Source organism: Streptomyces sp. NPDC014764, from assembly GCF_043082785.1.
Taxonomy (GTDB): domain Bacteria; phylum Actinomycetota; class Actinomycetes; order Streptomycetales; family Streptomycetaceae; genus Streptomyces; species Streptomyces althioticus.
Window position 1 is genome coordinate 577,879 of the sequence record NZ_JBIBXY010000001.1, and the last position, 23,421, is coordinate 601,299.

Sequence of the window (23,421 nt, forward strand, 5' to 3'; positions counted from 1 at the left end):
CAGGGGTGGCGAGAATCACGCTGCCACACGACGCCCGGTTCCACCATGCGGACCGGCGGGATGAACGCTCCGGCCCGGCCGCCCGTACGGAGTGGAGGCGGATCCGGACCCCCACGCCGGATCCGCCTCCCGCCTCACCGGTTTCGGTACGGAAGGAACCTCCGGGTTGCCCGTCTTCACTCGCGTCCTCTCGCGCCTGCGCGCCCTTCGTGTTCCCCTGCGCCCACGGGACGCACGTGTCCTCGCGCGCCTGCGCCACGCCCGCGACGCACACCCCTCCGCCGACCGTGCGCTGCGGATCACGGGGCACGTCCTCGCCGCCGTGCTGGTGCTCAGCGCCCTGCTGATGCCGAACACCGCGCCGGGCCTGCGCCCCGACCGCTTCACCCGGATCCCCGCCGAGGCGATCGTGGGCGCGGTGCTGCTGCTGGCCCTGCCGCGCCGGCCGCGCGTCGTCCTCGCCGCGCTCTACGGCACGGGCCTCGGCGTGCTCACCGTGCTCAACCTGCTGGACATCGGCTTCAGCGAGTACCTGGGCCGCGGCTTCAACCTGGTCCTCGACTGGGGCCTGCTCGACGACGCCCTGTCCTACGTGCGGGACTCCATGGGCGGCTTCGTCGCCAACACAGCGGCCGTCGGAGCGGTGCTGCTCGCCCTGCTCGTGGTGATCCTCATGGCGCTGGCCACGGTACGGCTCGGAAACGTGATCGCCCGGCACCGCACCCGCGCCGGCCAGGGCGCCATGATCGCGGGCACCGTGTGGATCACCTGCAGCTCGCTGGGCCTGCAGATCTCGGGGCTGCCGGTCGCCTCCGACCGCGCGGCGGACACCCTGCGCGGGCAGACCCAGCGGGTGATGGACACCCTGCGCGACGAGGCGGCGTTCGCCAAGGAGGCCCGGACCGACACGTTCGGCGCCACCCCGCCGGGACTGCTGCTGCCGGACCTGCGCGGCAAGGACGTCGTCATCGCCTTCATCGAGAGCTACGGCCGGGTGGCGATGGAGGACCCGCTGATCGAGCCCGGCGTCACCCGCACCCTCGACACCCGGGGCGCCGCGCTCGCCGCGGCCGGCTACCAGGCGCGCAGCGGCTGGCTGACCTCGTCGACGTACGGCGGGAGCAGCTGGCTCGGGCACTCCACGACGCTGTCCGGGCTGTGGATCGACAACCAGCAGCGGTACCGCACCGCCACCCACAGCGACCGGCTGACCCTCACCGCCGCCTTCCGGAAGTCCGGCGCCTGGGACACCGTCGGCATCATGCCGGGCGTGCAGAAGACCTGGCCGGAGGCGGAGTGGTACGGCCTGGACAAGGTCTACGACGCCTTCGAGATGGGCTACCAGGGGCCGAAGTTCAGCTGGTCCACGATGCCGGACCAGTACGCCCTGGAGGCGTTCCAGCGTCTGGAGCACGGGAGGAAGCGGAGCCGGCCGCTGATGTCGGAGGTCATCCTCACCTCCAGCCACCAGCCGTGGGCGCCGGTCCCGGAGATGATCGACTGGGAGGACCTGGGCGACGGCTCGGTCTTCGAAGCGATCGAGGAGAAGGGCCGGGACGCGTCCGAGGTGATGGCCGACTCCACCGAGTCCCGCAAGGAGTACGGCAGGTCCGTCTCGTACTCGGTGACCGCCCTCACCGAGTGGCTGGAGCGCTACGGCACCGACGACACCGTGCTGGTCTTCCTCGGCGACCACCAGCCGATCGCCCGGGTCACCGGGCACACCAGGAACCGGGACGTGCCGGTGACGGTCGTCGCCAAGGACCCGGAGGTGCTGAAGAAGATCGACGGCTGGCGTTGGACGCCTGGCCTCCGGCCCGCCGACGACGCGCCCGTGTGGAAGATGGACACCTTCCGCGACCGCTTCCTGACCGCGTACGGGTCCGTGCCGCGGCCGACGAAGCGCTGATCAGCCGCCGGAGGTGTCCAGCTCGGCGTCCTCGCCGACGCCCGCGCAGTCGTAGGGGTCCTTCAGCCAGCCGTCCGGCAGCACCACGCGGTTGTTGCCGGACGTACGGCCGCGGGGACCGTCGGCGCCGGACGGCCAGGGCTGGTCCAGGTCCAGCTCGTCGAGCCCGGTCCGCAGCTCCTCAAGGGTGGAGGTGACCGCGAGGCGGCGGCGCATCTCTGAGCCGACCGCGAAGCCCTTCAGGTACCAGGCGACGTGCTTGCGGAAGTCGATCACCCCGCGCGACTCGTCGCCGATCCACTCCCCGAGCAGGGTGGCGTGCCGCACCATCGCGTCGGCCACCTCGCGCAGGGTGGGCCGGACGTAGCCGTCGGGGCGGCCCTCGAAGGCGGCGACCAGATCGGCGAAGAGCCACGGCCGGCCGAGGCAGCCGCGGCCGACGACCACACCGTCGCAGCCGGTCTCGCGGACCATGCGCAGGGCGTCGTCGGCGGACCAGATGTCGCCGTTGCCGAGGACCGGGATCTCGGGGACGTGCTCCTTGAGGCGGGCGATCGCCTCCCAGTCGGCGGTGCCGCCGTAGTGCTGGGCGGCGGTGCGGCCGTGCAGCGCGATCGCGGTGACGCCCTCCTCGACGGCGATGCGGCCGGCGTCGAGGTAGGTGATGTGGTCGTCGTCGATGCCCTTGCGCATCTTCATCGTGACCGGCAGGTCGCCGGCGCCGGCGACGGCCTCGCGGAGGATGGCGCGCAGCAGGTTCCGCTTGAAGGGCAGCGCGGAGCCGCCGCCCTTGCGGGTCACCTTGGGCACCGGGCAGCCGAAGTTGAGGTCGATGTGGTCGGCGAGGTCCTCCTCCGCGATCATGCGGACGGCCTTGCCGACGGTCGCCGGGTCGACGCCGTAGAGCTGGATGGAGCGCGGCTGCTCGGAGGCGTCGAACCTGATGAGCTGCATGGTCTTCTCGTTGCGCTCGACCAGCGCCCGGGTGGTGATCATCTCGCTGACGAACAGGCCCTTGCCGCCGCTGAACTCCCGGCACAGGGTGCGGAAGGGCGCGTTGGTGATCCCGGCCATGGGGGCGAGCACGACGGGCGGTTGCACGGCGTGCGGGCCGATGGACAGGGTCGTGTTCACGGTCGGCGAGGCAGTGGGCATTCCCCCATTCTCTCGCATGCGGCGGGGCGCTCCGCACAAAGATCGTGTAAAGGTCATTAGTTAGCCGCACTATAGATATGCGCGTACGATGGCGCGCATGCCCGAGCTGAGCCATGGCCGCCGCATGCTGGTGCTCGCGATCTGCTGCATGAGCCTGCTGATCGTGAGCCTGGACAACACGGTCCTGAACGTCGCCCTGCCGTCCCTCCAGCGGGAGCTGGACGCGAGCACCTCGGGACTGCAGTGGACCATCGACGCCTACACGCTGGTGCTGGCCTCGCTGCTGATGCTGGCCGGCTCGACCGCCGACCGGATCGGCCGCCGGCGGGTCTTCATGTCCGGCCTGGTCGTCTTCACCCTGGGCTCGCTGCTGTGCTCGCTCGCCCCGGACCTGAACTGGCTCGTGGTCTTCCGCATGGTGCAGGCGGTGGGCGGCTCCATGCTCAACCCGGTCGCCATGTCGATCATCACCAACACCTTCACCGACCCGCGCGAGCGGGCCCGCGCGATCGGGGCGTGGGGCGCGGTGGTCGGCCTGTCGATGGCCGCGGGGCCGCTGGTGGGCGGGCTGCTGGTGGACTCGGTCGGCTGGCGCTCCATCTTCTGGGTCAACCTCCCGGTGGGTCTCGCCGCCCTGCTGCTGACCTGGCGCTTCGTGCCGGAGTCGCGCGCGCCTCGGGCCCGCCGCCCGGACCCGGTCGGCCAGGTCCTGGTCATCGCCCTGTTCGGCTCCCTCACCTACGCGATCATCGAGGCCCCGCACGGTTCCTGGCTGTCCACGGCCCCCTTCGCGGCCCTCGCGGTGATCGCCCTCCTGGCGCTCCTCCGCTACGAGCCACGCCGCCCGGAGCCGCTGATCGACCTGCGCTTCTTCCGCTCGGTGCCGTTCAGCGGGGCGACGGTGATCGCGGTGAGCGCGTTCGTGGCGCTGGGCGGGTTCCTGTTCCTGTCGACCCTGTACCTGCAGAACGTGCGAGGGCTGAGCGCGCTGGAGGCGGGGCTGTGGATGCTCCCGATGGCCGTCCCGACGTTCCTGTGCGCCCCGCTGTCCGGCCGCCTCGTCGGCAGCCGGGGTCCGAGGCTGCCGCTGCTGATCGCGGGCGGCGCGATGACGGTGAGCGGGCTCCTGTTCGCCCTCTTCGAGGCGGAGACGTCGAACGCGACGCTGCTGACGGGCTACGTCCTCTTCGGCGTCGGCTTCGGCTTCGTGAACGCGCCGATCACCAACACGGCGGTCTCGGGCATGCCCCTCACGCAGGCCGGGGTCGCCTCGGCGGTCGCCTCCACCAGCCGGCAGCTGGGGCAGACGCTGGGCGTGGCGGTCCTGGGCGCGGTGCTCGCGGCGGGGGTGGGGGCGTCTTCGTACGCCGACACGTTCGTGGGGGCGTCCCGGCCCGGGTGGTGGATCCTGGCGGCGTGCGGCGCGGTGGTTCTGACGCTGGGCGTCGTCACGACCGGGCCGTGGGCCCGGGCGACGGCGGAACGGACGGCAGGACGCCTGAAGAGGGAGGAACAGGGGCCTCGCCGCACGGAGGTGGACGCCTGAGGACGCCCCCGGGCGGCCGCCGCACGGGCAGCGCCCCGGCCGCTGCGCCGGGTGCGGGTAGGACGTGGCTCGTCGCGCAGTTCCCCGCACCGCTGAAGGGACGCCTCCGCCCGCGTCCGATCGTCCCGCAGGGTCAGTACGCGACACCGCCCGCGCACCATCTGCGGAGCCCCACCTGTTGATGTTGGTTTTGCTGCACACTCCTTGTCGTCCCCGAACGGGGGCACGAGCACGGCGACACCGATTGGCCGACCGCCGGAGGCACCATGCCCCAGATCGACTCGAGCAAGGTAAGCCGCTGGGACCTGCACGGGCGTGAGCACACCGTGCACGTCCACCGCACCGGAGTCCAGCGGACGATCAGATGTGACACGTGCGGCTGGCGCCGGTCCGCTCAGTTCCTGCCGTGGCTGAAGGCGCAGGAGCACCTGGAGCAGGCGCATCAGGCGACGGTGGACCCGACCGCCGCCTGACCCGCACGCTCAGCCCCGCAGCCCCCGCACCAGCAGGCTGACGGCCGCTTCGAAGTCGGTGTCCGCCTCCGGGGCGCTCCACTCCGCCACGTAGCCCGGGTCGTGGAAGCGGCCGGTCGCCTGGAACACCGCACGCGCGCTGACCGCGGGGTCCTCGCTGTGGAAGACCCCGGCGGCCACCCCGTCGGCGACGATCCGGGTCAACTGGCCGGTCAGGTCGGTGATGTGCTCGCCCACCGCCTGGACCTGCTCGCCGGCCAGCACGCTGTAGGTGGCGAACAGCTCCGGATCGTCGCCCGCCTTGCGCCGCTTGGCGGCGAAGAGCGCGGCGAGCCAGTCCCGCAGCCGGGACTCCGGATCGCGGGACGCGTCCTCGGCTATCCCGCCCAGCGCCTCGGACGTACGGTCCAGCCAGCGTTTGGTGACCGCCTCGCGCAGCGCCGCCTTGGTGCGGAAATGCCGGTAGACACTGCCGTGGCTGACCCCGAGGGCGCGGGCCACGTCCACCACGGTGGCCTTTGCCGGGCCGTGCCGCCGGAGCACCTCCTCGGTCGCCTCCAGGATGCGCTCGGCGGTCAGGGTCTCGGTCGTTGCCATGCCTAGACCGTACCCGGCACGGTTGTCACTCCTGGGTGCCAAGGGTTGCCATCAGCGGCTCCGGGTAGCGGGAGCCCGCAGCCGCGCCGGGCGGCACCGCCCGCTCGATCGCCGCGAGGTCGGCCTCGTCCAGCGTGACGTCCAGCGCGCCCAGCGCCTCCGCCAGCCGCTCCCGGGTGCGGGAGCCGACCAGCGGCACGATGTCCTCGCCGCGCGACAGCACCCAGGCGATGGCGATCTGCGCGACGGTGACTCCCTTGCGGGAGGCGATCTCGCGCAGCGCGTCGACGAGGGTCAGGTTGTGCCGGAGGTTGTCGCCCTGGAAGCGGGGCGAGTGGGCCCGGAAGTCGCCCGGGGAGAGCTGTCGGTCGGCGGTGAAGTGGCCGGAGATCAGGCCGCGGGAGAGCACCCCGTACGCCGTGACGGAGATGCCCAGTTCACGGGTGGTGGGGAGGATCTGGTCCTCGACGGCGCGGGAGATCAGCGAGTACTCGATCTGGAGGTCCGTGATCGGCGCGGTGGCGGCGGCCCGGCGGATCGCGTCGGCGCCGACCTCGCTGAGGCCGATGTGCCGGACGTGGCCCTTCTCGACGAGTTCCGCGATGGCGCCGACGGTCTCCTCGATCGGCACGTCGGGGTCGGCGCGGGAGATGCGGTAGACGTCGATGTGGTCGACGCCCAGGCGCTGCAGGGAGTACGCGGCGAAGTTCCGCACCGCGGCCGGGCGGCCGTCGGTCGGACCCCAACCGTTGTCCGGGTCGCGCATCGAGCCGAACTTGACGCTGGTCAGGGCCTGTTCGCGCAGGGCGGCCGGGGCGGTGCGCAGCGCCTCGCCGATCAGCAGTTCGTTGTGTCCCATGCCGTAGAAGTCGCCCGTGTCGAGCAGGGTGACGCCGGCGTCCAGGGCCGCGTGGATCGTGGCGATCGCCTCGTTCCGGTCCGCTTCGCCGTACAGCGCGGACATGCCCATGCAGCCGAGGCCCAGGGCTGAGACGCGGGGGCCGTTGGTTCCGAGAGGTCGGGTGTGCATCGTCATGCGTCCACCATGACATGACGACTGACAGAAATCAATATCTGTCAGTCGTCAGTTGTCAGCCACCCGGGCGCCGGTGACCCGGGCACCCAGGAACGCGAAACGCCGGGCCCCGGTGTCCGGGGCCCGGCGTTCGTGCCGGTCAGAAGAGACGGGTCGGAAGAGACGGGTCAGCAGCCGACCAGGCGGGCGGCCAGGTAGCCCTCGATCTGGTCGAGGGAGATCCGCTCCTGCTTCATGGTGTCGCGCTCGCGCACGGTCACCGCGTTGTCGTCGAGGGTGTCGAAGTCGACGGTCACGCAGAACGGCGTGCCGATCTCGTCCTGGCGGCGGTAGCGGCGGCCGATGGCGCCGGCGTCGTCGAACTCGATGTTCCAGTTCTGCCGCAGCGCCTGGGCGAGACCCTTGGCCTTCGGGGACAGCTCCGGGTTGCGGGACAGCGGGAGCACCGCGACCTTCACCGGCGCGAGGCGGTGGTCGAGCCGCAGCACGGTGCGCTTCTCCATCTTGCCCTTGGCGTTGGGCGCCTCGTCCTCGACGTACGCGTCGAGCAGGAAGGCGAGCATCGCCCGGCCGACACCGGCCGCCGGCTCGATGACGAACGGCGTCCAGCGCTCGCCGGCCTCCTGGTCGAAGTAGGAGAGGTCCTGGCCGGAGGCCTTGGAGTGCGCGGAGAGGTCGTAGTCGGTGCGGTTGGCGACGCCCTCGAGCTCGCCCCACTCGCTGCCGCCGAACTGGAAGCGGTACTCGATGTCAGCGGTGCGCTTGGAGTAGTGGGAGAGCTTCTCCTTCGGGTGCTCGTACCACCGCATGTTCTCCTCGCGCAGGCCGAGACCGGTGTACCAGTTCCAGCGCTGCTCCATCCAGTACTCCTGCCACTGCTCGTCCTCGCCCGGCTTGACGAAGAACTCCATCTCCATCTGCTCGAACTCGCGGGTGCGGAAGATGAAGTTGCCGGGCGTGATCTCGTTGCGGAAGGACTTGCCCATCTGGGCGATGCCGAACGGCGGCTTGCGGCGCGAAGTGGTCTGCACCTGGGCGAAGTTGGTGAAGATGCCCTGGGCGGTCTCGGGGCGCAGGTAGGCGACGGAGCCGGAGTCCTGCGTCGGGCCGAGGTGGGTGGAGAGCAGGCCCGAGAACTGCTTGGGCTCGGTGAAGGTGCCCTTGTTGCCGCAGTTGGGGCAGCTCAGGTCGGCGAGGCCGTTCTCCGGGGCGCGGCCCTTCTTCTCCTCGTACGCCTCCTCCAGGTGGTCCGCGCGGAACCGCTTGTGGCAGGAGGTGCACTCGGTGAGCGGGTCGGTGAACGTCGCGACGTGACCGGAGGCGACCCACACCTCGGGGGCCAGGATGACGGACGAGTCGATACCGACCACGTCCTCGCGCGACGTCACCATGTAGCGCCACCACTGGCGCTTCAGGTTCTCCTTGAGCTCGACACCCAGCGGTCCGTAGTCCCAGGCGGCCTTCGTGCCGCCGTAGATCTCACTACTGGGGAATACGAAGCCACGGCGCTTGCTCAGGCTGACGATGGTGTCGATCTTGTCGGCGGCCACGGTGCTCTCTTCATTACGACGACGGGCGACGAAGCGGAGATGCTTCCAGCGAATGCCTCAGGTTACCGGCGGGGACGGCCCCTCGACCAAATCGGTCCCCCCAAGCGGACCTCCGCCGGGCCCGCAAGCACCGCCGAGGACCGCCGAGGGGCCGCCGGAAGGGCCTCCGGAAGGGCCACCGGAGGGCTTGTTGACAACGGTTTCCATCTTCGTTGAAAATGACTGTCATGAACGTACGACGACGCCACATATCCGCGCTCGCGCTCACCGCGGTCGCCGCCCTCGGGGCGGGCACTCTCACCGCCTGCTCCTCCGACGCCGCCGCGGGCGACACCGGCAAGTTCGACGTCGTCGCGTCGTTCTATCCGATGGCCTTCCTCGCCGAGCGGATCGGCGGCGAGCACGTCCACGTCACCAGTCTCACCCAGCCCGGCCAGGAGCCGCACGACCTGGAGATCAGCGCCCGGCAGACCGCGCAGCTCGAGGAGTCGGACGCGGCCCTCTTCCTCAAGGGTCTCCAGCCCTCCGTCGACGAGGCCGTCAACCAGTCCCCCATCGCCACGAAGATCGACGCGGCCGAGCTGACCGCGCTGGAGGAGCACGGCACCGAGGCCGGGCACGGCGAGGAGCACGGGGACGGACACGCGGACGAGCACGCCCACGAGGACGACCACGGACACGACCACGACCACGAGGGCGGCGACCCCCACATCTGGCTCGACCCGGTGAAGTACGCCGAGGTCGCCGAGGGCGTCGGCAAGGCCTTCCAGAAGGCCGACCCGGACCACGCCGCCGACTACCGGAAGAACACCGCGACCCTGGTCAAGGATCTGAAGGCGCTCGACGACAAGTTCCGCACCGGCCTCGCGAACCGCGAGACGGACGTCTTCGTCACCACCCACGCCGCCTTCGGCTACCTCGCCGAGCGCTACGGGCTGACCGAGGAGGCCATCAGCGGCCTGGACCCGGACACCGAGCCCAGCGGGGCGCGCGTGAAGGAGCTCCAGAAGATCGCCGAGGAGGACGGCGTCACCACCGTCTTCTACGAGACCCTCGTCAGCGACAGGACCGCCAAGACCCTCGCCGGCGACACCGGTCTGAGGACCGACGTCCTCGACCCGGTCGAGGGCATCACCGACCACTCCCGCGGCGAGGACTACTTCCAGGTCATGGAGGCCAACCTCACGGCCCTGCGCACCGCGCTGGGCGCCCGGTGACCCCCGACCACGCGACACCGGAGGACGGCATGACCGGCGAGCCCGTCATCACCCTGCGGGGGGTGCGCGCCGAGCTGGGCGCGCGCCCCGTGCTGCGCGGCATCGACCTCACCGTGCGCCGCGGCGAGGTCGTCGCCCTGCTCGGCGCCAACGGCTCCGGCAAGTCCACCGCCGTGCGCACCGTGATCGGCCAGGTGCCGGTCACCGCCGGCGAGGTCGAGCTGTTCGGCACCCCGCGGCGCCGGTTCCGCGACTGGGCGCGGGTGGGCTACGTCCCGCAGCGCACCACGGCGGCCGGCGGGGTGCCCGCCACCGTCACCGAGGTCGTCTCCTCGGGACGGCTCGCCCGTACCCGCTTCGGCCTGTTCCGCAAGGGCGACCGGGAGGCCGTCCGCCGGTCGCTGGAGCTGGTCGGCATGGCGGACCGCGCCAAGGACTCCGTGGACGCCCTGTCCGGCGGCCAGCACCAGCGGGTGCTGATCGCCCGCGCGCTCGCCTCCGAACCGGACCTGCTGATCATGGACGAGCCGATGGCGGGAGTGGACCTGGCCAGTCAGGAGGTCCTCGCCGAGACCCTGCGCACGCAGGTCGACCGGGGTACCACGGTCCTCCTCGTCCTGCACGAACTGGGGCCGCTGGAGCCGCTGATCGACCGGGCGGTGGTGCTCCGCGACGGCTGCGTGCTGCACGACGGCCCGCCGCCCGAGGCGGTCGGCCAGCACGCCCTGCCCGGCCACGACCACGTACACCCGCACGCACCGGCGGACGCCGGACGGATCCGCACGGGACTGCTGAGCTGATGGAGATCCTCGACTACGCCTTCATGCAGCGGGCGCTGCTCGCCGCCGTCCTGGTCGGCGTCACCGCCCCCGCCGTCGGCGTGTACCTCGTCCAGCGCCGCCAGGCGCTCATGGGCGACGGCATCGGCCACGTCGCCATGACCGGTGTGGGCCTCGGCTTCCTGCTGTCCTGGTCCCCGGTGTGGATGGCCGCCGTCGTCTCCGTCCTCGGCGCCGTCTTCATGGAACTGGTCCGCTGGTACGCCCGGACCCGCGGCGACATCGCCCTCGCGATGCTCTTCTACGGCGGCATGGCCGGCGGCGTCATGTTCATCAACCTCGCGCCCGGCGGCTCCACCTCGAACCTGTCGTCGTTCCTGTTCGGCTCGCTGTCCACGGTCTCGCCGTCCGACGTGACCGCGATCTGCGTGCTGGCGGCGTTCGTGGTGCTGGTCACCGTGGGGCTGCGGCGGCAGCTGTTCGCGGTGAGCCAGGACGAGGAGTTCGCGCGGGTCACGGGACTGCCGGTGCGGTTCCTGAACCTGCTCACGGCGGTCACGGCCGCGGTCACGGTGTCCGTGGCGATGCGGGTCGTGGGCCTGCTCCTGGTGAGCGCGCTGATGGTGGTGCCGGTCGCGGCGGCCCAGCAGCTCACCCGGAGCTTCGCCGCCACGTTCGCCGTCGCCGTCGCGATCGGCGTCAGCGTGGCCGTCGGCGGCACGGTCACCTCGTACTACCAGGACGTGCCGCCCGGCGCGACGATCGTGCTGCTGACCATCGGCGCCTTCATCCTGCTGACCGCGCTGGCCGCCCCGCTGGCCCGGCGCCGCGCCCGGGCGCTGGCAGCCGCACGGCCCGGGCCCGACCCTGCGGAGTGCTCGATTCCGGCCAGTCGTCCGGCGGACGGCAAGGTCGGCGCCTGACTCGCCGCTGCCCGGACTGGCACAATGGCCCGGGCAGCAGCCAGACGTGAGGAGGCATTCCGGTGACGACCGCAGGACCGCCCGTGAAGGGCCGCGCCACCCGGCAGCGTGCCGCCGTGGCGGCTTGCCTTCAGGAGGTCGACGAGTTCCGCAGCGCGCAAGAACTGCACGACATGCTCAAGCACAAGGGCGACTCGGTCGGGCTCACCACGGTCTACCGCACGCTGCAGTCCCTCGCCGACGCCGGCGAGGTCGACGTCCTGCGCACCGCCGACGGCGAGTCCGTGTACCGCCGCTGCTCCACCGGCGACCATCACCACCATCTGGTGTGCCGCAGCTGCGGCAAGGCCGTAGAGGTCGAGGGCCCGGCCGTGGAGAAGTGGGCCGAGGCCATCGCCGCCGAACACGGCTACGTCAACGTGGCCCACACGGTGGAGATCTTCGGCACCTGCGCGGACTGCGCCGCCGCGTAGCCCCCGCGGGGTCCCGTGCCGGGGGCGCGGGGTGCGTACCGGAAGCGGTCGGCTTCCCCGCCGCGGGCGGGTGACCGGCGCACCCCGGCGGGAGGATCCGCACCGGTGGCGGCCGGCTCCCGTGGGTGCCGACGGCGGTCGCCCGGCGCTCCGTGGACGCCCAGGCCCCGGTCGCGGCGGAGGCCTCCTCACGCCCTCGCCCCCATGTCCTCCCGCCGGAGCAGGGCGACATGGCATGCCGCGGCGAACGTCAGCACCACCGCGCCGATCACGATCAGTGCCCGTCCCGGGCCCAAGGGCACCAGCAGCCAGGTGCCCAGGACGCCGCCGACGAAGATGCCCAGCACGGTCGCCGCCCACCGGGACCGTGACAGCAGCCGGTGCCGCGGTGCCCTGCCGTCCGCCGTGAGAGGCCGGTTCAGCAGGTCGTTGACGAGCTGCGCGAGCGCCGTCTGGCTCAGCAGCGTCGGCATGCCGGGCACGTGCATGCGCAGCGCGGTGGACGCCCGCACACCCATGGCGAGGGCCACCCCGCCGATCACCACGTAGTCGGTGTGGTCGACGGCCTCGGCGAGGCCGTGGCGGCCGAGCGCCACCGCTCCCGAGGCGACGAGCAGCAGTCCCTCCCCGGCCAGCCCCGCCACGAACCAGGGGCGGCCCCGCGAGGCGAGCCCGGCAAGGAGCAGCGCGCCGAGCGCGGCTCCCACCGCGAACGCGGCCACGGCCGCGGCGGCCCGCGCCACCGGGACGTCCCCCTCGCCCGCCAGGGCGAACGACAGGAACAGCACGTTGCCCGTCACCAGCGCGCAGAACACCTTGCCCAGGGTCAGGAAGCTCACCGCGTCCACGGCGCCCGAGATCACCGTGAGGACGGTCATGGCAGCGGCGCGCCGCACCTCGGACGGGGGCAGGTCGGACATACGGCCAGGATGGCCAGGTCGGCCGCGCCCGCCCGGCAGCAGCAGTGCGACACGCGGCCGAAGACCACGCCCGGCGCAGGGCGGCAGCGGCCCCGCACGGGCCGGGTCAGGACTGGCGGCCCTCCATGGCCAGCAGCTCCTCGTTGGGGATGGCCCCGCCGAACCGGCGGTCGCGGGAGGCGAACTCCAGGCACGCCCGCCACAGGTCGCGCCGGTCGAAGTCCGGCCACAGCACGTCCTGGAAGACCAGCTCGGCGTAGGCGCTCTGCCACAGCAGGTAGTTGGACGTGCGCTGCTCACCGCTCGGCCGCAGGAACAGGTCCACGTCCGGCATGTCCGGGTAGTAGAGGTACTTCCGCAGCGTCTTCTCGTCGACCTTCGACGGGTCGAGGCGGCCCGCCTTCACGTCCTCGGCGAGCGCCTGCGCGGCGTCGGCGATCTCCGCGCGGCCGCCGTAGTTCATGCAGAAGTACAGGGTGAGCCGGTCGTTGTCCTTGGTCTGCTCCTGGGCGATCTGGAGCTCCTTGGCGACGGACTTCCACAGCTTGGGCATACGGCCCACCCAGCGGACCCGGATGCCGAGTTCGTCGAGCTGGTCCCGGGTCTTGCGGATGAAGTCCCGGTTGAAGTTCATGAGGAAGCGCACCTCTTCCGGCGACCGCTTCCAGTTCTCGGTGGAGAAGGCGTACAGCGAGATGGCGCCGACACCCATCTCCAGGCCGCCCTGGAGCACGTCCAGCACCCGCTCGGCGCCGACCTTGTGCCCCTCGGTGCGGGGCAGGCCCCGCTCCTTCGCCCAGCGCCCGTTGCCGTCCATGACGATCGCCACATGGTTGGGGACGAGTTCCCCGGGGAGCTTCGGGGGCCGCGCGCCGGAGGGGTGCGGTTCCGGGGTCCTGTACTCCCGGCGCTGCCGCCCCAGGAATCCGCGTACGGCCATGTGTCTCTCGTCTCCTCGTGCTGACGGGGTTCTTACTGCTTCTCGACGTACCGGAGCGAGCGCAGCCCGCGCTCCAGATGCCAGTGGAGGTAGGCGGACACGAGCCCGCTCCCCTCCCGGACGTACCGTGCCTCGCACGCGTCCGCGGTGCCCCAGTCTCCCGTGAGCAGTGCGCCCAGGAGTTCGAGGGCCTGCGGCGAGGGTACGACGCTCCCGGGGACGCGGCAGTCGGCGCATACGGTTCCGCCCGACGCGACCGAGAAGAACCGGTTCGGCCCCGGCATGCCGCACCTCGCGCAGTCCGTGAAGCTCGGCGCGTAGCCGTTGACCGCGAGGGAACGCAGCAGGAAGGCGTCGAGCACCAGGTGCGGGGCGTGCTCGCCCCGGGCGAGGGTGCGCAGTCCGCCGACGAGCAGCAGGTACTGCTGGACGGCCGGCTCGCCCTCGTGGTCGGTGAACCGCTCGGCGGTCTCCAGCATGGCCGTGCCGGCGGTGTAGCGCGCGTAGTCGGTGACGATGCCGCCGCCGTACGGCGCGATCGTCTCGCTCTGCGTGCACAGCGGCAGACCGCGTCCGACCAGCTCGCTGCCCCTGGCGAAGAACTGCACGTCCACGTGCGAGAAGGGCTCCAGGCGCGCGCCGAACTTCGACTTGGTCCGGCGCACGCCCCTCGCCACGGCGCGGACCCGTCCGTGACCGCGGGTGAGCAAAGTGATGATCCGGTCCGCCTCACCCAGTTTCTGGGTGCGCAGCACGATGCCGTCGTCGCGGAACAGACTCATGGGCCCATTCTCCCGTACGCGGGCACCGCCCCGTCACCCGGCGCCCGGGACCGCCGTCAGGTGAGTTCCCCACGGCTGCGGGCGTTGACGTAGGCGGTGGTCGCGCGCAGGCGCTCGGCCGGGGTCGCACACCGCACGGCGCCGGGGTCGGCGTCCCACTCCCGGCCGCCGCCGTACGGTCTCAGCTGCACGTAGGGACCTTCGTGCCCCATGACGATGCCGATCCGCTCGGTCCTGGTGTCCACGACGTGCGCACCCACGGGCGGCTTCACCGGGCCCGGCCTCCGTGCCGCGTGGATCCCCCGTGACGCAGGGACGTTCCGGCTGTCGCGAGTGCCGCCCGCAATTCCGTCACCACACCTTCCGTTCCGTCGGCGCGGAGCGCCGTATGCCGTGCCGTCACCGTGCTTCCCCGCCCTTTCCTCTTTCACTCTTCGTATGTCGGCGATGACGGTGCGTACCTATACTCTCGAGGCGTGTGTGTTCCACGAGCACGCGTCCGCACACGGGGTGCGGCAGCCGTGCGTCTGGGGTAAACCCCCGTGCTTTTCCGGCTGTTGGCCGGATGGGCCGGACGCCGGCACTCCGCGAGGCTCGTCCCATGACACAGCGCGAACGCACCAGCCGCATCCGCACCGCCGCCGCCGTCGGCGTGTCCGCCACCCTCCTCGGCGTCACCGCACCGGTGACCGCCTCCGCGACGGGTGAGAGCCCGCCGGGGTCCCTCACCTGGTCGGTCTGCGAGGGCGCGGGCCTCGACCCCCGGCAGGAGTGCGCCACCCTCGACGTGCCGATGGACCACGCCCGTCCCGGCGGCCCCCGCATCGAGGTGGCCGTCTCCCGCATCCCCGCCGAGGACCCCGCCTCACGGCGCGGCGTGCTCTTCCTCATCCCCGGCGGACCGGGCGGCTCCAGTCTCGGCGACCCCTCCGGCAAGGGGCAGCGGCTGCCCCAGGACGTCCGGGACCGGTACGACCTGATCGGTTTCGCGCCGCGCGGGCTCGCCCCGTCCACCCCGGTCGACTGCGGGGTCGACCACGCCGACCTCGCCACCTCCAGGCTGCGCCCCTGGCCCGCCCCCGACGGCTCGATCGGCGACAACCTCGCCACCGCCGAGCGCCTCTCGACCGCCTGCGCACGGAACGGCGGTGAGCTGATCCGCCACATCTGCACCCGCGACAACGCCCGCGACCTCGACCGCCTGCGCGCCGCGCTCGGCGAGCGGAAGATCTCCGCGTGGGGCGTCTCGTACGGGACGTACGTCGGAGCCGTCTACAGCGAGATGTTCCCGCACCGCACGGACCGTGTCGTGCTGGACAGCAACGACGACCCCGACCCCGCCCGGGTGGCCCGTGCCTGGCTCGCCGGCCACGAACAGGGGGTGGAGGACACCTTTCCGCACTTCGCGGCGTGGGCGTCGGCGCCCGGCAACCCGGACCGGGTCGCGGCCACGGCCGCCGAGGTGCGTCCGTTGTTCCTGCGGCTCGCCGCCCGCCTCGACCGCGCACCGATCCCCTGGCCCGGCGCCAACCCCGAGGAGCTGAACGGCAACGTCCTGCGCCAGGCCATGCTGGACGGGCTCTACCGGCCCAGCCGTTACCCGGCTCTCGCCCAGCTGATGCGGGCCGCGCGGCAGGGCACCGTGCCGCCCGCGCCGGCTGCCCCGCCGGAGGCGGTCCTGCAGAACGTGACCGCCGTCGGCGCGGGGACGCTCTGCAACGACGTGGCCTGGCCCACGTCGCCCGCCCTGTACCGGAAGGAGGTCGCCGGGAGCCGGGCGAAGTTCCCGCTCACCGCCGGCATGCCCCGCAACGCGATGCCGTGCGCGGCCTGGCCGTATCCGCCGCGCGAGGCACCGGTGCGGATCACCGGGCGGGGGCCGTCCAACGTCCTCCTCGTGCAGAACGAACGGGATGTCGCGACCCCGCTGGGCGGCGCGCTGAAGCTGCGGAAGGCGTTCGGCGGACGGGCGGTCATGGTCACCGTGAACTCCACCGGACACGACGCCTACCTCGCCAACGGCAACGCGTGCGGCGACCGCACGGTCTCCCGCTTCCTCGCCACCGGCGTGCGCCCCGCCCGGGACGTGTACTGCCGCCGAGGTGAGTTCGGCAGCTAAGGCGATGAGCTGTCGATGACGCCGTCGGCGTGACGTTTCGCCCCGTGCGCAACCGGGGCGCCCGCGGCCGGCCTCCTGTCCTGCAGTAGCGACACCTCTGGTGAGGAGACCGACATGACCGCGACCGCGTTCACGCGCGAAGGCGACTACCTGCTCCCTCCCCCGCGCCCGGCCGACCGCCTCGGCGCCGGCATCGACCCCCGCGACCGCCGCCGCCTCGACCTGCACGCCGCCCTGACCGCCGCCGGGATCCCGCCGCGTCCCGAGGACCGCGAGGCCATCGAGCACCTCAGCGCCCTGTCGGCCGGGATCAACAGCACCATCCAGCGCTGGCTCCGGCACACCCTGTAGAGGGTCAGCCGGCGCCCGGTGCGACGAGGCCCGACTCGTAGGCCACGACGACCAGTTGGGCCCGGTCGCGGGCGCCGAGCTTGCCCATGGTGCGGCTCACGTGGGTCTTGGCGGTGAGCGGGCTCAGCCCCAGCGTCCCGGCGATCTCCGTGTTGTTGAGGCCGCGCGCGACCAGCGTCAGCACCTCCCGCTCCCGGTCGGAGAGACAGTCGGGCCCCGCGGTGACGGGCACCGCCGCGGGGCTGTGCAGGAAGCGCGCGATCAGCCGGGCCGTGGGTCCGGGCGACAGCAGCGCCTCGCCGGCGGCCACCGTGCGGATGGCGTCGAGGAGTTCGGCGGGCCGGGTGTCCTTCACCAGGAACCCGGACGCCCCGGCGCGCAGCGCGTCCACGATGTTCTCGTCCGTGTCGTAGGTGGTGAGGACGAGCACCTTCACCCCCGCCAGATCGTCGTCGGCTGCGATCAGACGCGTCGCCTCGATGCCGTCGAGGTCCGGCATGCGGATGTCCATGACGACGAGGTCGGCCCGCTCGCTGCGGGCGAGTTCGACGGCCTGCCGGCCGGTGGCGGCCTGGCCGACGACCTCCATGTCGGGCGCCGACTCGACGAGCATCGCGAACGCCTCCCGCACCAGGGTCTGGTCGTCGGCGAGCAGCACACGCACGGTCATCGGACCCGTCCCTCCCGGGTGGCGTCGGTCAGCGGCAGGGCGGCGGTCACCCGGAAGCCCCCGCCCTCGCGGGGACCGGCGTCCAGCGTGCCGCCCACGCTGCGGGCACGCTCCCGCATGCCGACGAGCCCGAACCCGGGGGTGCCACCGGGGCCGGGGCCGGTGCCGTCGTCGGTGACGCCGATGTGCAGCACCCCGTCCCGGTCGCTCAGGTCGACGCGTACGGCGGGATCGGGACCGGCGTGCCGGACCACGTTGGTCAGCGCCTCCTGCACCACGCGGTACGCGGCGGCCCCGACCGCGGGCGGCACCGGCCCGGCGACCCGCACGTGGTGCTCCACGCGGGCCCCGGCCAGCCGCGCGGCCCCGACCAGGTCGGGCAGTCCGTCGAGACCTGCGAGCGGACCCCGCGCGTCCTCGGGAGCGCCGTTGTCCCTCAGCACCTCGAGCGTGGCGCGCAGTTCACCGCGCGCGGTGCGGCAGGTGCCGGCGATGTCGTCCAGGGCCTTCGCGACGGCCGCCCGGTCCAGACGGCCGGGGTCGGCAGCCAGGACGTGCGCGGCGACGGACGTCTGCACCCCGATGAGGGTGATGCTGTGGGCGAGCAGATCGTGAAGGTCACGCGCCATGTGCAGCCGCTCCTCGGCGACCCGGCGGCGCGCCTCCTCCTCCCGGGTGCGCTCCGCCCGTTCGGCGCGCTCGACGATCGCGGCGACGTACTGCCGGTAGTAGCGGACGTCGAGGCCCAGGAAGAGGACGGCGACGACCCAGCCGGTGATGCGGACGAGTTCCGTGAGCCCGTCGGGGTTGGTGAGGGCGTTCACGGTGAGGGTCGTCCCGATGACGACGGTGCCGATCAGCAGCGTCCGGCGCGGGGTGCCCGTGGCGGCGACCGTGTAGAGCACCACCACGGTCGCTCCCACGGGCGCCCCGTGGTGGTTGTCCAGGGCGTGGTACGGCACGATCGGGGCCAGCACCGCCAGCAGCACCGGCAGCGGCCGCTTCCGCCGCCAGGCCAGGGGCAGATGGGCCGCGAGCAGCAGGGTCCAGCCGAGCGCGTCGGGCCGGCGGCCGTCGCCGGTCAGCAGCGCCAGCGTGACGCCCAGGACGAGGACGCACGCGGCGAGCACCGCGTCGTTGCGGACGGCGTGCGGGCGGGTCAGGGGGTCACGGCTGAGGGCGGTGATGAAGCCGTCCCTGGTGCGGGAGTCCGCGGTGCGTGACGTCCGGAGGTCCGAGGAATCCGGGTCCGTACGCCCGGTGTCCGGGTTTCGGGAGCCCGGGGCGCGGGAGTTCGCGGTCCGGGCGGGCTCGGCTGCCTGTGCTGTCGTCGGGTGCACGGGGTCCATCCTCGGGGAGGAGGGCGCCCCTCCGGGAGGGAGGGGCGCCCTGTCACGGTCGTAGGGGCGGATCACACCGGCTCCGGCTGGCGCTCCCGGTGTTCCGGCTCGGGCGTGCGGGACAGCGCGCCCGGCCACCACATCCGGCGGCCCAGCAGCACACTGGCCGTGGTGACCAGGTAGGTGCGGACCAGGAAGGTGTCGAGGAGGACGCCGACGCCGATGACGAGGCCGAGCTCGACCATCGCGACCAGGGGGAGCGTGGTGAGCACGGCGAACGTCGCGGCGAGCACGACGCCCGCGGAGGCGATGACACCGCCCGTGGTGCGCAGCGCGGTGAGGGCGGCCGCCTCGGGTTCGGCGCCGTTCAGGGACTCCTCCCGCATGCGGTGCATGAGGAAGATGCCGTAGTCGACGCCGAGGGCCACCAGGAACACGAAGGACAGCAGCCCGATCCCGGGGTCGGTGCCGGCGAAGCCGAGCAGCGGCCCGAAGACCAGCCCGCCGATGCCGAGCGCCGCGCCCCAGACGGCGACCACCGCGCCGAGCAGCAGCAGCGGGGCGACGAGGCTGCGCAGCAGGACGACCAGGATCAGGAACACGGCGGCCAGCACCAGCGGCACGATCACCGCGCGGTCCCGCGCCTCGCTGCGGGCGAGGTCGAGATGCTCCGCGCTGGGCCCGCCGACATGGGCGCCGGTGCCGTCGAGGGTGTCGCGCAGGGCCTCGATGGTGCGGGTCTCCCCCGCCGACTCCGGCGGCGCGGTGGCGAACACGGTGATCTCGGCCCAGGTGTCGCCCGCCCGTCCAGCTGCGGCCTCGGCGACGCCTTCCGTCCCCCGGACCCGCTCCACGACCTCGTCGGCGTCCTCGACGGGCGCGATCACGGTGATCGGCTGGGCGCCGCGCTCCGGGTACTCCTCCGCCAGCGTGCGCATCGCGCCGACGGAGTCGGGCCGTTCGGTGAAGGCGTCCTCCTGCCGGAGGTCGCCGCCCAGGTTGAGCGTGCCCAGGGCGAGCGCCCCGAGGAGCACCGCGCCCCCGGTCAGCACGGCCGCGGGCCGCCGGGTGGCGGACGTGCCCATGGCGGCGAACAGCGACCGCCGCGCCTTGGGACTGCTGCCGTGGGCCGGGATCAGCGGCCAGAACACGCGCCGCCCCAGCAGCACCAGGACGGCGGGCAGCAGCGTCGTCATCGCGACCAGCGCGGCGAGCACCCCGACCGTGCCGACGGGGCCCATGCCGCTGCTGCTGTTGAGGTCGGCGGCGAGCAGGCACAGCAGTCCGGCGGCGACCGTGCCCGAGGAGGCGAGCACGGCGGGACCGCAGCCGCGCAGGGCGGCCCGCATGGCGTCGTACGGCAGCTCGTGGCGGCGGAGTTCCTCGCGGTAGCGGGAGACCAGCAGCAGCGCGTAGTCGGTCCCGGCGCCGAGCACGAGGACCGTCATGATGCCGCCGCTCTGTCCGGTGATCGTGATGCCGAACAGCTCGTGCGCGCCGTACGCGGCGGCCATCGCCAGGACGGTCGCGGCGCCCGCCACGGCGAGCGGCACCAGCCACAGGAACGGGCTGCGGTAGATCAGCACCAGCAGCACGGTGACCACGCCGAGCGTGGCGGTCAGCAGCGTGCCGTCGATGGTCTCGAACACCTCGTCCATGTCGGCGCCGACCGCCCCTGGCCCGCCGACCTCCGCGCTCAGTCCGCCCGTCCCCGCGACGGTCTCCCGCACCCCGTCGACGAAGGCGAGCTGCGCCTCCTCGTCCTGCCCGGGCCGCGTGCTGGAGACCGGGTACATCAGCGTGCTGCCGTCCGCGGAGGGAACGCCCCGCGGCACGTCCGACAGCTCGAACTCCCGCTCCACGTCGGCGATCTGCGCGGCGGCCGCCTCCCGGTCGGCAGCGGTCAGCCCGCCGTCGCGGTGGTAGACCACCACCAGGTCGGTGGACTCGCCGCCGGGCAGTTCGTCCTGGACACGCGCCACCTGCGTCGAGTCGGCGCCGTCGGGCAGGTAGTCGACCGCCCGGTTCTGCTGCACGTCGGCGAACTTGCCGGCGAGCGGCAGGAGCATCACCAGCGCCGCCACCCACAGCCCCGCCACCGCCCAGGGCACGGCCCGCCGCCCCCGTGTGCCCGTCCTGACTGGCCCCATGGCCTCGGCTCCCCTCCGGTCCGGTGGTCTGGATACGCTGTCCAGCCTTCCGGCGGCGGGGAGCCGGGACGTCCGGCCTGAGGCCGAAACGGCGGGTACTGCGGCGGGCGGCCGGGGCCGGCCGTTACTCCCCCGGGAGTAACGGCGGCGTTCCGCGGGAGGTCAGCCCCGGTCGACCATCCAGGTTCCGTCCTCCTCGTCGTCCACCCGGACCTCCAGCTCGCGCAGGCTCATGCCGGCCTCCCACAGCTCACGGAAGCGCTTCATCCGGTCGTGCACATGGTCCTGACGGGCGATCAGCCGGGTCCGGATGTTGACGTCGCGCAGGTCCTGGTCGATCTCGAAGGACACGGCCTCGTCGTACACGATGAAGTCGTTGGTGGTGCCGCGCAGCAGATGCGGCGGCAGCTCGGGCAGGACGGCCACGCGCACCTCGATGTGCAGCACCTGCTGCTCCTCGCACAGCCGCAGCAGCCGGTCGTCCAGTTCGCGCGCGCTCTCCAGCAGGAACAGCCGGCGCACCGGGACGCCCTGCTCGATCGCCTCGGCCTGTGCGTGCAGATAGCGGCTGGCGGGCTCGCTGTTCCAGAACGTCCGGTCGACGGAGGTGCTGGTGGCGCAGATCGACTTCTCCGCGGCCCGGGTGAGGGTGAGCATCCAGTCGTGATTCTCGCCCGGGCACTCCGCGGTGAGCGTGGTGAGGTCGCTGAGGTGCCCGATCACCCGCTGCATCTCCAGCCGGACGAAGGTGGAGAGGATCGGCAGGCCGGGCGAGAGGACCTCGGCGAAGTTGGCGGCCAGGTCGGACACGGACCCGATCCGCACCAGGGACGGCCCCGGCGGTTCGGGCTCGGCCGGTCGGGGCGGAGGCACCAGGCGCGTCTCGACGAGCTGCTTCATGTCCTCGGTGTGCCGGGTCAGTCCGTGCCGGAGTTCGTCGTAGCGCCGTAAGCCGCCGCGCACGGTGGCGGCGGTCTCCGCCAGCAGGCTCTCCGCGCGCCGGGCCCGCTCCTCGGCGGCCCGGTCCGGGACCAGCACGAGGTGCTGGACTGCGACGGCGGCGACGGCGACCAGGACGGCGGCGCCGAGGTGCCGCGCCGCGCCGTCCTCCGGGCTGAGCAGCGCGGCGAGGCCCCAGGCGAGCAGTCCGGCGACCAGGCCCACCAGCAGCCTGCGCCGCCACGGGACGGGGCCGGGATGCTCGGCCGGACCGGCGGACCGGGTGGCGTCCGGGGCGCCCGGCGGGCCGGCCGTCCGCTCCGCGGGGTGTTCGGGTGTGCCCACCGCGCCCGGCGGGCCGGCCGTGTCGTCGGGCTGCGGTGTCTGTGCCGTGCTCATCTCGCTTCTCCCCCCGTTGGGAAACACGTCGGTTCGGGATGCGCAATGTGCGTGGGGGTCCGGACGAGGCCGCTCACGGCTGGTGGGCGTCTCGCGGGCAGGGGTCGGGACGCGTCAGGGCGCGGGCTCCACCTCCCGGTGCACGGGCGGGATCGCGTGCAGGGTGAGCTGGTCGCGGACGCGCTGCACGAGGGCGAGCCACTGGCGGGTGAACCCGGGCCGCCCTTCCAGCGCCTCCCACAGCGGGGCCAGTTCCCCGGACACTCGGGCCCGCGGCATCCACAGGTGCAGCAGATGGTCCACGGCCGGCCTCAACGCCCGTACCACCGGCGGGAGTCCGCCGTCCGGTGCCGAACGGTGCCAGGCTCCGGGCGCGGCCGGGCCGAGGCGGATACCGTCGAGGACGCGGACCAGGGTGGTCAACAGCCAGTCGTGCAGGGCCAGGTCGTCGCAGAGACCGGCCAGGTCGGCGGCGGGGATGTCCTCCGGGACGCGCAGGCGTACGGTGCGCAGCTCGTCCTCGGCGAGGGTGAACCGCTCCAGGGCGGGCGCCTCTCCGGGCGGTGCGGTCAGCGCGACCCAGCGCAGCCGGGTCTGCCGGGACCTCAGGGGCGGACGTTGGTCGAGCAGCGGGTGCCGCAGCAGCCGGGTGAGCAGCCCTCCGGCGATCAGCCCCACGTCGAGGTCGCCGTGGCGTCCGCCGTCGAGCAGTCCGGCGGCGACCGCGTCGCCGGGCAGCTTCCCCAGCGGCTCGACCACTCCGGGCCGCACCAGGTAGTCGCCCCAGGGGCGGCGGTGGTCGGGCCCGGAGGCGGGCAGCGTGAAGTACGCGGAGGTCTGCAGGACGCGTCCCTCGGTGAGCGCGGCCCGCGCGGCGACCGTGCCGACGGCGCGGACCCGGGCGCCGTTGGCGCTGGGCAGCGGGCAGTCGACGCCGGTGAGGGTGTCAGGGGAGCGGCCGTAGAGGTTGGGGCGCTCGGAGACCAGGACCCGCTCGTCGGCGCGCAGCCTCAGCAGCTGAACGGCGGCACGGCTGTCGAGGGCCTGCCCGGCGGGCAGCAGGCAGGTGCGGACCTCGCCGCAGGCCAGCACGGTGCGCGGCGCACCGGTGTCGGGCGGTGCGCCGGAAGCCGCCCTGGTCGCGGCCGGCATC

Annotated in this window: 22 protein-coding genes; 9 read left to right on the top strand and 13 right to left on the bottom strand. The window is 73.0% G+C overall.

From position 1 onward, the window contains the following. Window positions 1–166: 166 nt before the first annotated feature. Entirely contained in the window at window positions 167–1,909 is a 1,743-nt protein-coding gene (locus ACF1AG_RS02655) for a CDP-alcohol phosphatidyltransferase (protein WP_359600872.1), read from the top strand. On the opposite strand, the gene dusB is transcribed toward ACF1AG_RS02655, so the two are convergent. Beyond that, a complete protein-coding gene (gene dusB, locus ACF1AG_RS02660) occupies window positions 1,910–3,064 on the bottom strand; it encodes a tRNA dihydrouridine synthase DusB (RefSeq protein ID WP_359600873.1) in 1,155 nt (384 codons plus the stop codon). A 97-nt stretch (window positions 3,065–3,161) separates the two neighbouring features. Here dusB and ACF1AG_RS02665 point away from each other — a divergent pair, with 97 nt between their 5' ends. After that, complete coding sequence (locus ACF1AG_RS02665) at window positions 3,162–4,610, top strand: MFS transporter (RefSeq protein WP_391809233.1); 1,449 nt, start codon at window positions 3,162–3,164, stop codon at window positions 4,608–4,610. A gap of 266 nt (window positions 4,611–4,876) precedes the next feature. Further along, a complete protein-coding gene (locus tag ACF1AG_RS02670; protein WP_033275783.1) occupies window positions 4,877–5,083 on the top strand; it encodes a hypothetical protein in 207 nt (68 codons plus the stop codon). A gap of 9 nt (window positions 5,084–5,092) precedes the next feature. Here the strand turns inward: ACF1AG_RS02670 and ACF1AG_RS02675 are convergent, their stop codons facing one another. The 3 genes from ACF1AG_RS02675 to ACF1AG_RS02685 all read right to left on the bottom strand — a co-directional run bounded on the left by ACF1AG_RS02675 (window position 5,093) and on the right by ACF1AG_RS02685 (window position 8,266). Further along, complete coding sequence (locus ACF1AG_RS02675; protein ID WP_359600875.1) at window positions 5,093–5,680, bottom strand: TetR family transcriptional regulator; 588 nt, start codon at window positions 5,678–5,680, stop codon at window positions 5,093–5,095. A gap of 25 nt (window positions 5,681–5,705) precedes the next feature. Next, window positions 5,706–6,716, bottom strand: coding sequence for an aldo/keto reductase (locus ACF1AG_RS02680; protein WP_359600876.1), 1,011 nt, complete (start codon window positions 6,714–6,716; stop codon window positions 5,706–5,708). 167 nt (window positions 6,717–6,883) lie between these two features. Then, window positions 6,884–8,266 carry a glycine--tRNA ligase gene (locus ACF1AG_RS02685; RefSeq protein ID WP_359600877.1) on the bottom strand — a complete coding sequence of 461 codons (1,383 nt, stop codon included), beginning with the start codon at window positions 8,264–8,266 and terminating at the stop codon, window positions 6,884–6,886. A 227-nt stretch (window positions 8,267–8,493) separates the two neighbouring features. Between ACF1AG_RS02685 and ACF1AG_RS02690 the strand changes: the two genes are divergently transcribed. The 4 genes from ACF1AG_RS02690 (at window position 8,494) to ACF1AG_RS02705 (ending at window position 11,658) form a co-directional block, all read left to right on the top strand. Beyond that, window positions 8,494–9,483 (top strand): metal ABC transporter substrate-binding protein, encoded by a 990-nt coding sequence (locus ACF1AG_RS02690; protein ID WP_391809234.1) that lies wholly within the window; start codon window positions 8,494–8,496, stop codon window positions 9,481–9,483. A 29-nt stretch (window positions 9,484–9,512) separates the two neighbouring features. Further along, window positions 9,513–10,283: a metal ABC transporter ATP-binding protein gene (locus ACF1AG_RS02695; RefSeq protein ID WP_359600879.1), complete on the top strand. Its 771-nt coding sequence runs from the start codon at window positions 9,513–9,515 to the stop codon at window positions 10,281–10,283. Then, window positions 10,283–11,185 (top strand): metal ABC transporter permease, encoded by a 903-nt coding sequence (locus tag ACF1AG_RS02700; RefSeq protein ID WP_033275789.1) that lies wholly within the window; start codon window positions 10,283–10,285, stop codon window positions 11,183–11,185. Before ACF1AG_RS02695 ends, ACF1AG_RS02700 begins: the two co-directional genes overlap by 1 nt. A 62-nt stretch (window positions 11,186–11,247) precedes the next feature. Then, window positions 11,248–11,658 carry a Fur family transcriptional regulator gene (locus tag ACF1AG_RS02705; RefSeq protein WP_037639387.1) on the top strand — a complete coding sequence of 137 codons (411 nt, stop codon included), beginning with the start codon at window positions 11,248–11,250 and terminating at the stop codon, window positions 11,656–11,658. A gap of 188 nt (window positions 11,659–11,846) precedes the next feature. Here ACF1AG_RS02705 and ACF1AG_RS02710 read toward each other — a convergent pair whose 3' ends face one another. The 4 genes from ACF1AG_RS02710 to ACF1AG_RS02725 form a co-directional block, all read right to left on the bottom strand. After that, on the bottom strand, window positions 11,847–12,578 hold the full coding sequence (locus tag ACF1AG_RS02710) for a YoaK family protein (protein WP_359600880.1): 732 nt from the start codon (window positions 12,576–12,578) through the stop codon (window positions 11,847–11,849). A 106-nt stretch (window positions 12,579–12,684) separates the two neighbouring features. Beyond that, window positions 12,685–13,518 carry an isoprenyl transferase gene (locus tag ACF1AG_RS02715; protein WP_359600881.1) on the bottom strand — a complete coding sequence of 278 codons (834 nt, stop codon included), beginning with the start codon at window positions 13,516–13,518 and terminating at the stop codon, window positions 12,685–12,687. A 32-nt stretch (window positions 13,519–13,550) separates the two neighbouring features. Next, complete coding sequence (recO, locus tag ACF1AG_RS02720) at window positions 13,551–14,300, bottom strand: DNA repair protein RecO (protein ID WP_359745109.1); 750 nt, start codon at window positions 14,298–14,300, stop codon at window positions 13,551–13,553. 56 nt (window positions 14,301–14,356) lie between these two features. Continuing rightward, a complete protein-coding gene (locus tag ACF1AG_RS02725) occupies window positions 14,357–14,572 on the bottom strand; it encodes a hypothetical protein (protein WP_349793023.1) in 216 nt (71 codons plus the stop codon). Between the two features lie 329 nt (window positions 14,573–14,901). Between ACF1AG_RS02725 and ACF1AG_RS02730 the strand changes: the two genes are divergently transcribed. Together ACF1AG_RS02730 and ACF1AG_RS02735 are read left to right on the top strand one after the other, a co-directional pair. Then, on the top strand, window positions 14,902–16,419 hold the full coding sequence (locus tag ACF1AG_RS02730; protein ID WP_391809235.1) for an alpha/beta hydrolase: 1,518 nt from the start codon (window positions 14,902–14,904) through the stop codon (window positions 16,417–16,419). Between the two features lie 114 nt (window positions 16,420–16,533). Then, complete coding sequence (locus ACF1AG_RS02735; protein ID WP_359600884.1) at window positions 16,534–16,770, top strand: hypothetical protein; 237 nt, start codon at window positions 16,534–16,536, stop codon at window positions 16,768–16,770. Between the two features lie 4 nt (window positions 16,771–16,774). Here the strand turns inward: ACF1AG_RS02735 and ACF1AG_RS02740 are convergent, their stop codons facing one another. From ACF1AG_RS02740 to ACF1AG_RS02760, 5 genes are all read right to left on the bottom strand, one after another. Further along, window positions 16,775–17,440, bottom strand: coding sequence for a response regulator transcription factor (locus ACF1AG_RS02740; RefSeq protein WP_359600885.1), 666 nt, complete (start codon window positions 17,438–17,440; stop codon window positions 16,775–16,777). After that, window positions 17,437–18,789, bottom strand: coding sequence for a sensor histidine kinase (locus ACF1AG_RS02745; RefSeq protein WP_391809236.1), 1,353 nt, complete (start codon window positions 18,787–18,789; stop codon window positions 17,437–17,439). The genes ACF1AG_RS02740 and ACF1AG_RS02745 overlap by 4 nt, the downstream gene beginning before the upstream one ends. A gap of 62 nt (window positions 18,790–18,851) precedes the next feature. Next, a complete protein-coding gene (locus ACF1AG_RS02750) occupies window positions 18,852–20,930 on the bottom strand; it encodes an MMPL family transporter (protein ID WP_391809237.1) in 2,079 nt (692 codons plus the stop codon). A gap of 162 nt (window positions 20,931–21,092) precedes the next feature. Next, window positions 21,093–22,268: a hypothetical protein gene (locus tag ACF1AG_RS02755; RefSeq protein WP_359600887.1), complete on the bottom strand. Its 1,176-nt coding sequence runs from the start codon at window positions 22,266–22,268 to the stop codon at window positions 21,093–21,095. Window positions 22,269–22,382: 114 nt separating this feature from the next. Further along, entirely contained in the window at window positions 22,383–23,420 is a 1,038-nt protein-coding gene (locus ACF1AG_RS02760) for an SCO2521 family protein (RefSeq protein WP_359600888.1), read from the bottom strand. Window position 23,421: the final 1 nt, after the last annotated feature.

What these genes read in the sequence shown, in the direction of transcription:
- dusB (WP_359600873.1), bottom strand. Translation starts at nt 3,064, where the DNA reads ATGCCCACTGCCTCGCCGACCGTGAACACGACCCTGTCCATCGGCCCG.
- ACF1AG_RS02665 (WP_391809233.1), top strand. Translation starts at nt 3,162, where the DNA reads ATGCCCGAGCTGAGCCATGGCCGCCGCATGCTGGTGCTCGCGATCTGC.
- ACF1AG_RS02670 (WP_033275783.1), top strand. Translation starts at nt 4,877, where the DNA reads ATGCCCCAGATCGACTCGAGCAAGGTAAGCCGCTGGGACCTGCACGGG.
- ACF1AG_RS02675 (WP_359600875.1), bottom strand. Translation starts at nt 5,680, where the DNA reads ATGGCAACGACCGAGACCCTGACCGCCGAGCGCATCCTGGAGGCGACC.
- ACF1AG_RS02680 (WP_359600876.1), bottom strand. Translation starts at nt 6,716, where the DNA reads ATGACGATGCACACCCGACCTCTCGGAACCAACGGCCCCCGCGTCTCA.
- ACF1AG_RS02690 (WP_391809234.1), top strand. Translation starts at nt 8,494, where the DNA reads ATGAACGTACGACGACGCCACATATCCGCGCTCGCGCTCACCGCGGTC.
- ACF1AG_RS02695 (WP_359600879.1), top strand. Translation starts at nt 9,513, where the DNA reads ATGACCGGCGAGCCCGTCATCACCCTGCGGGGGGTGCGCGCCGAGCTG.
- ACF1AG_RS02700 (WP_033275789.1), top strand. Translation starts at nt 10,283, where the DNA reads ATGGAGATCCTCGACTACGCCTTCATGCAGCGGGCGCTGCTCGCCGCC.
- ACF1AG_RS02710 (WP_359600880.1), bottom strand. Translation starts at nt 12,578, where the DNA reads ATGTCCGACCTGCCCCCGTCCGAGGTGCGGCGCGCCGCTGCCATGACC.
- ACF1AG_RS02715 (WP_359600881.1), bottom strand. Translation starts at nt 13,518, where the DNA reads ATGGCCGTACGCGGATTCCTGGGGCGGCAGCGCCGGGAGTACAGGACC.
- recO (WP_359745109.1), bottom strand. Translation starts at nt 14,300, where the DNA reads ATGAGTCTGTTCCGCGACGACGGCATCGTGCTGCGCACCCAGAAACTG.
- ACF1AG_RS02730 (WP_391809235.1), top strand. Translation starts at nt 14,902, where the DNA reads ATGACACAGCGCGAACGCACCAGCCGCATCCGCACCGCCGCCGCCGTC.
- ACF1AG_RS02735 (WP_359600884.1), top strand. Translation starts at nt 16,534, where the DNA reads ATGACCGCGACCGCGTTCACGCGCGAAGGCGACTACCTGCTCCCTCCC.
- ACF1AG_RS02740 (WP_359600885.1), bottom strand. Translation starts at nt 17,440, where the DNA reads ATGACCGTGCGTGTGCTGCTCGCCGACGACCAGACCCTGGTGCGGGAG.
- ACF1AG_RS02745 (WP_391809236.1), bottom strand. Translation starts at nt 18,789, where the DNA reads ATGGACCCCGTGCACCCGACGACAGCACAGGCAGCCGAGCCCGCCCGG.
- ACF1AG_RS02750 (WP_391809237.1), bottom strand. Translation starts at nt 20,930, where the DNA reads ATGGGGCCAGTCAGGACGGGCACACGGGGGCGGCGGGCCGTGCCCTGG.
- ACF1AG_RS02755 (WP_359600887.1), bottom strand. Translation starts at nt 22,268, where the DNA reads ATGAGCACGGCACAGACACCGCAGCCCGACGACACGGCCGGCCCGCCG.
- ACF1AG_RS02760 (WP_359600888.1), bottom strand. Translation starts at nt 23,420, where the DNA reads ATGCCGGCCGCGACCAGGGCGGCTTCCGGCGCACCGCCCGACACCGGT.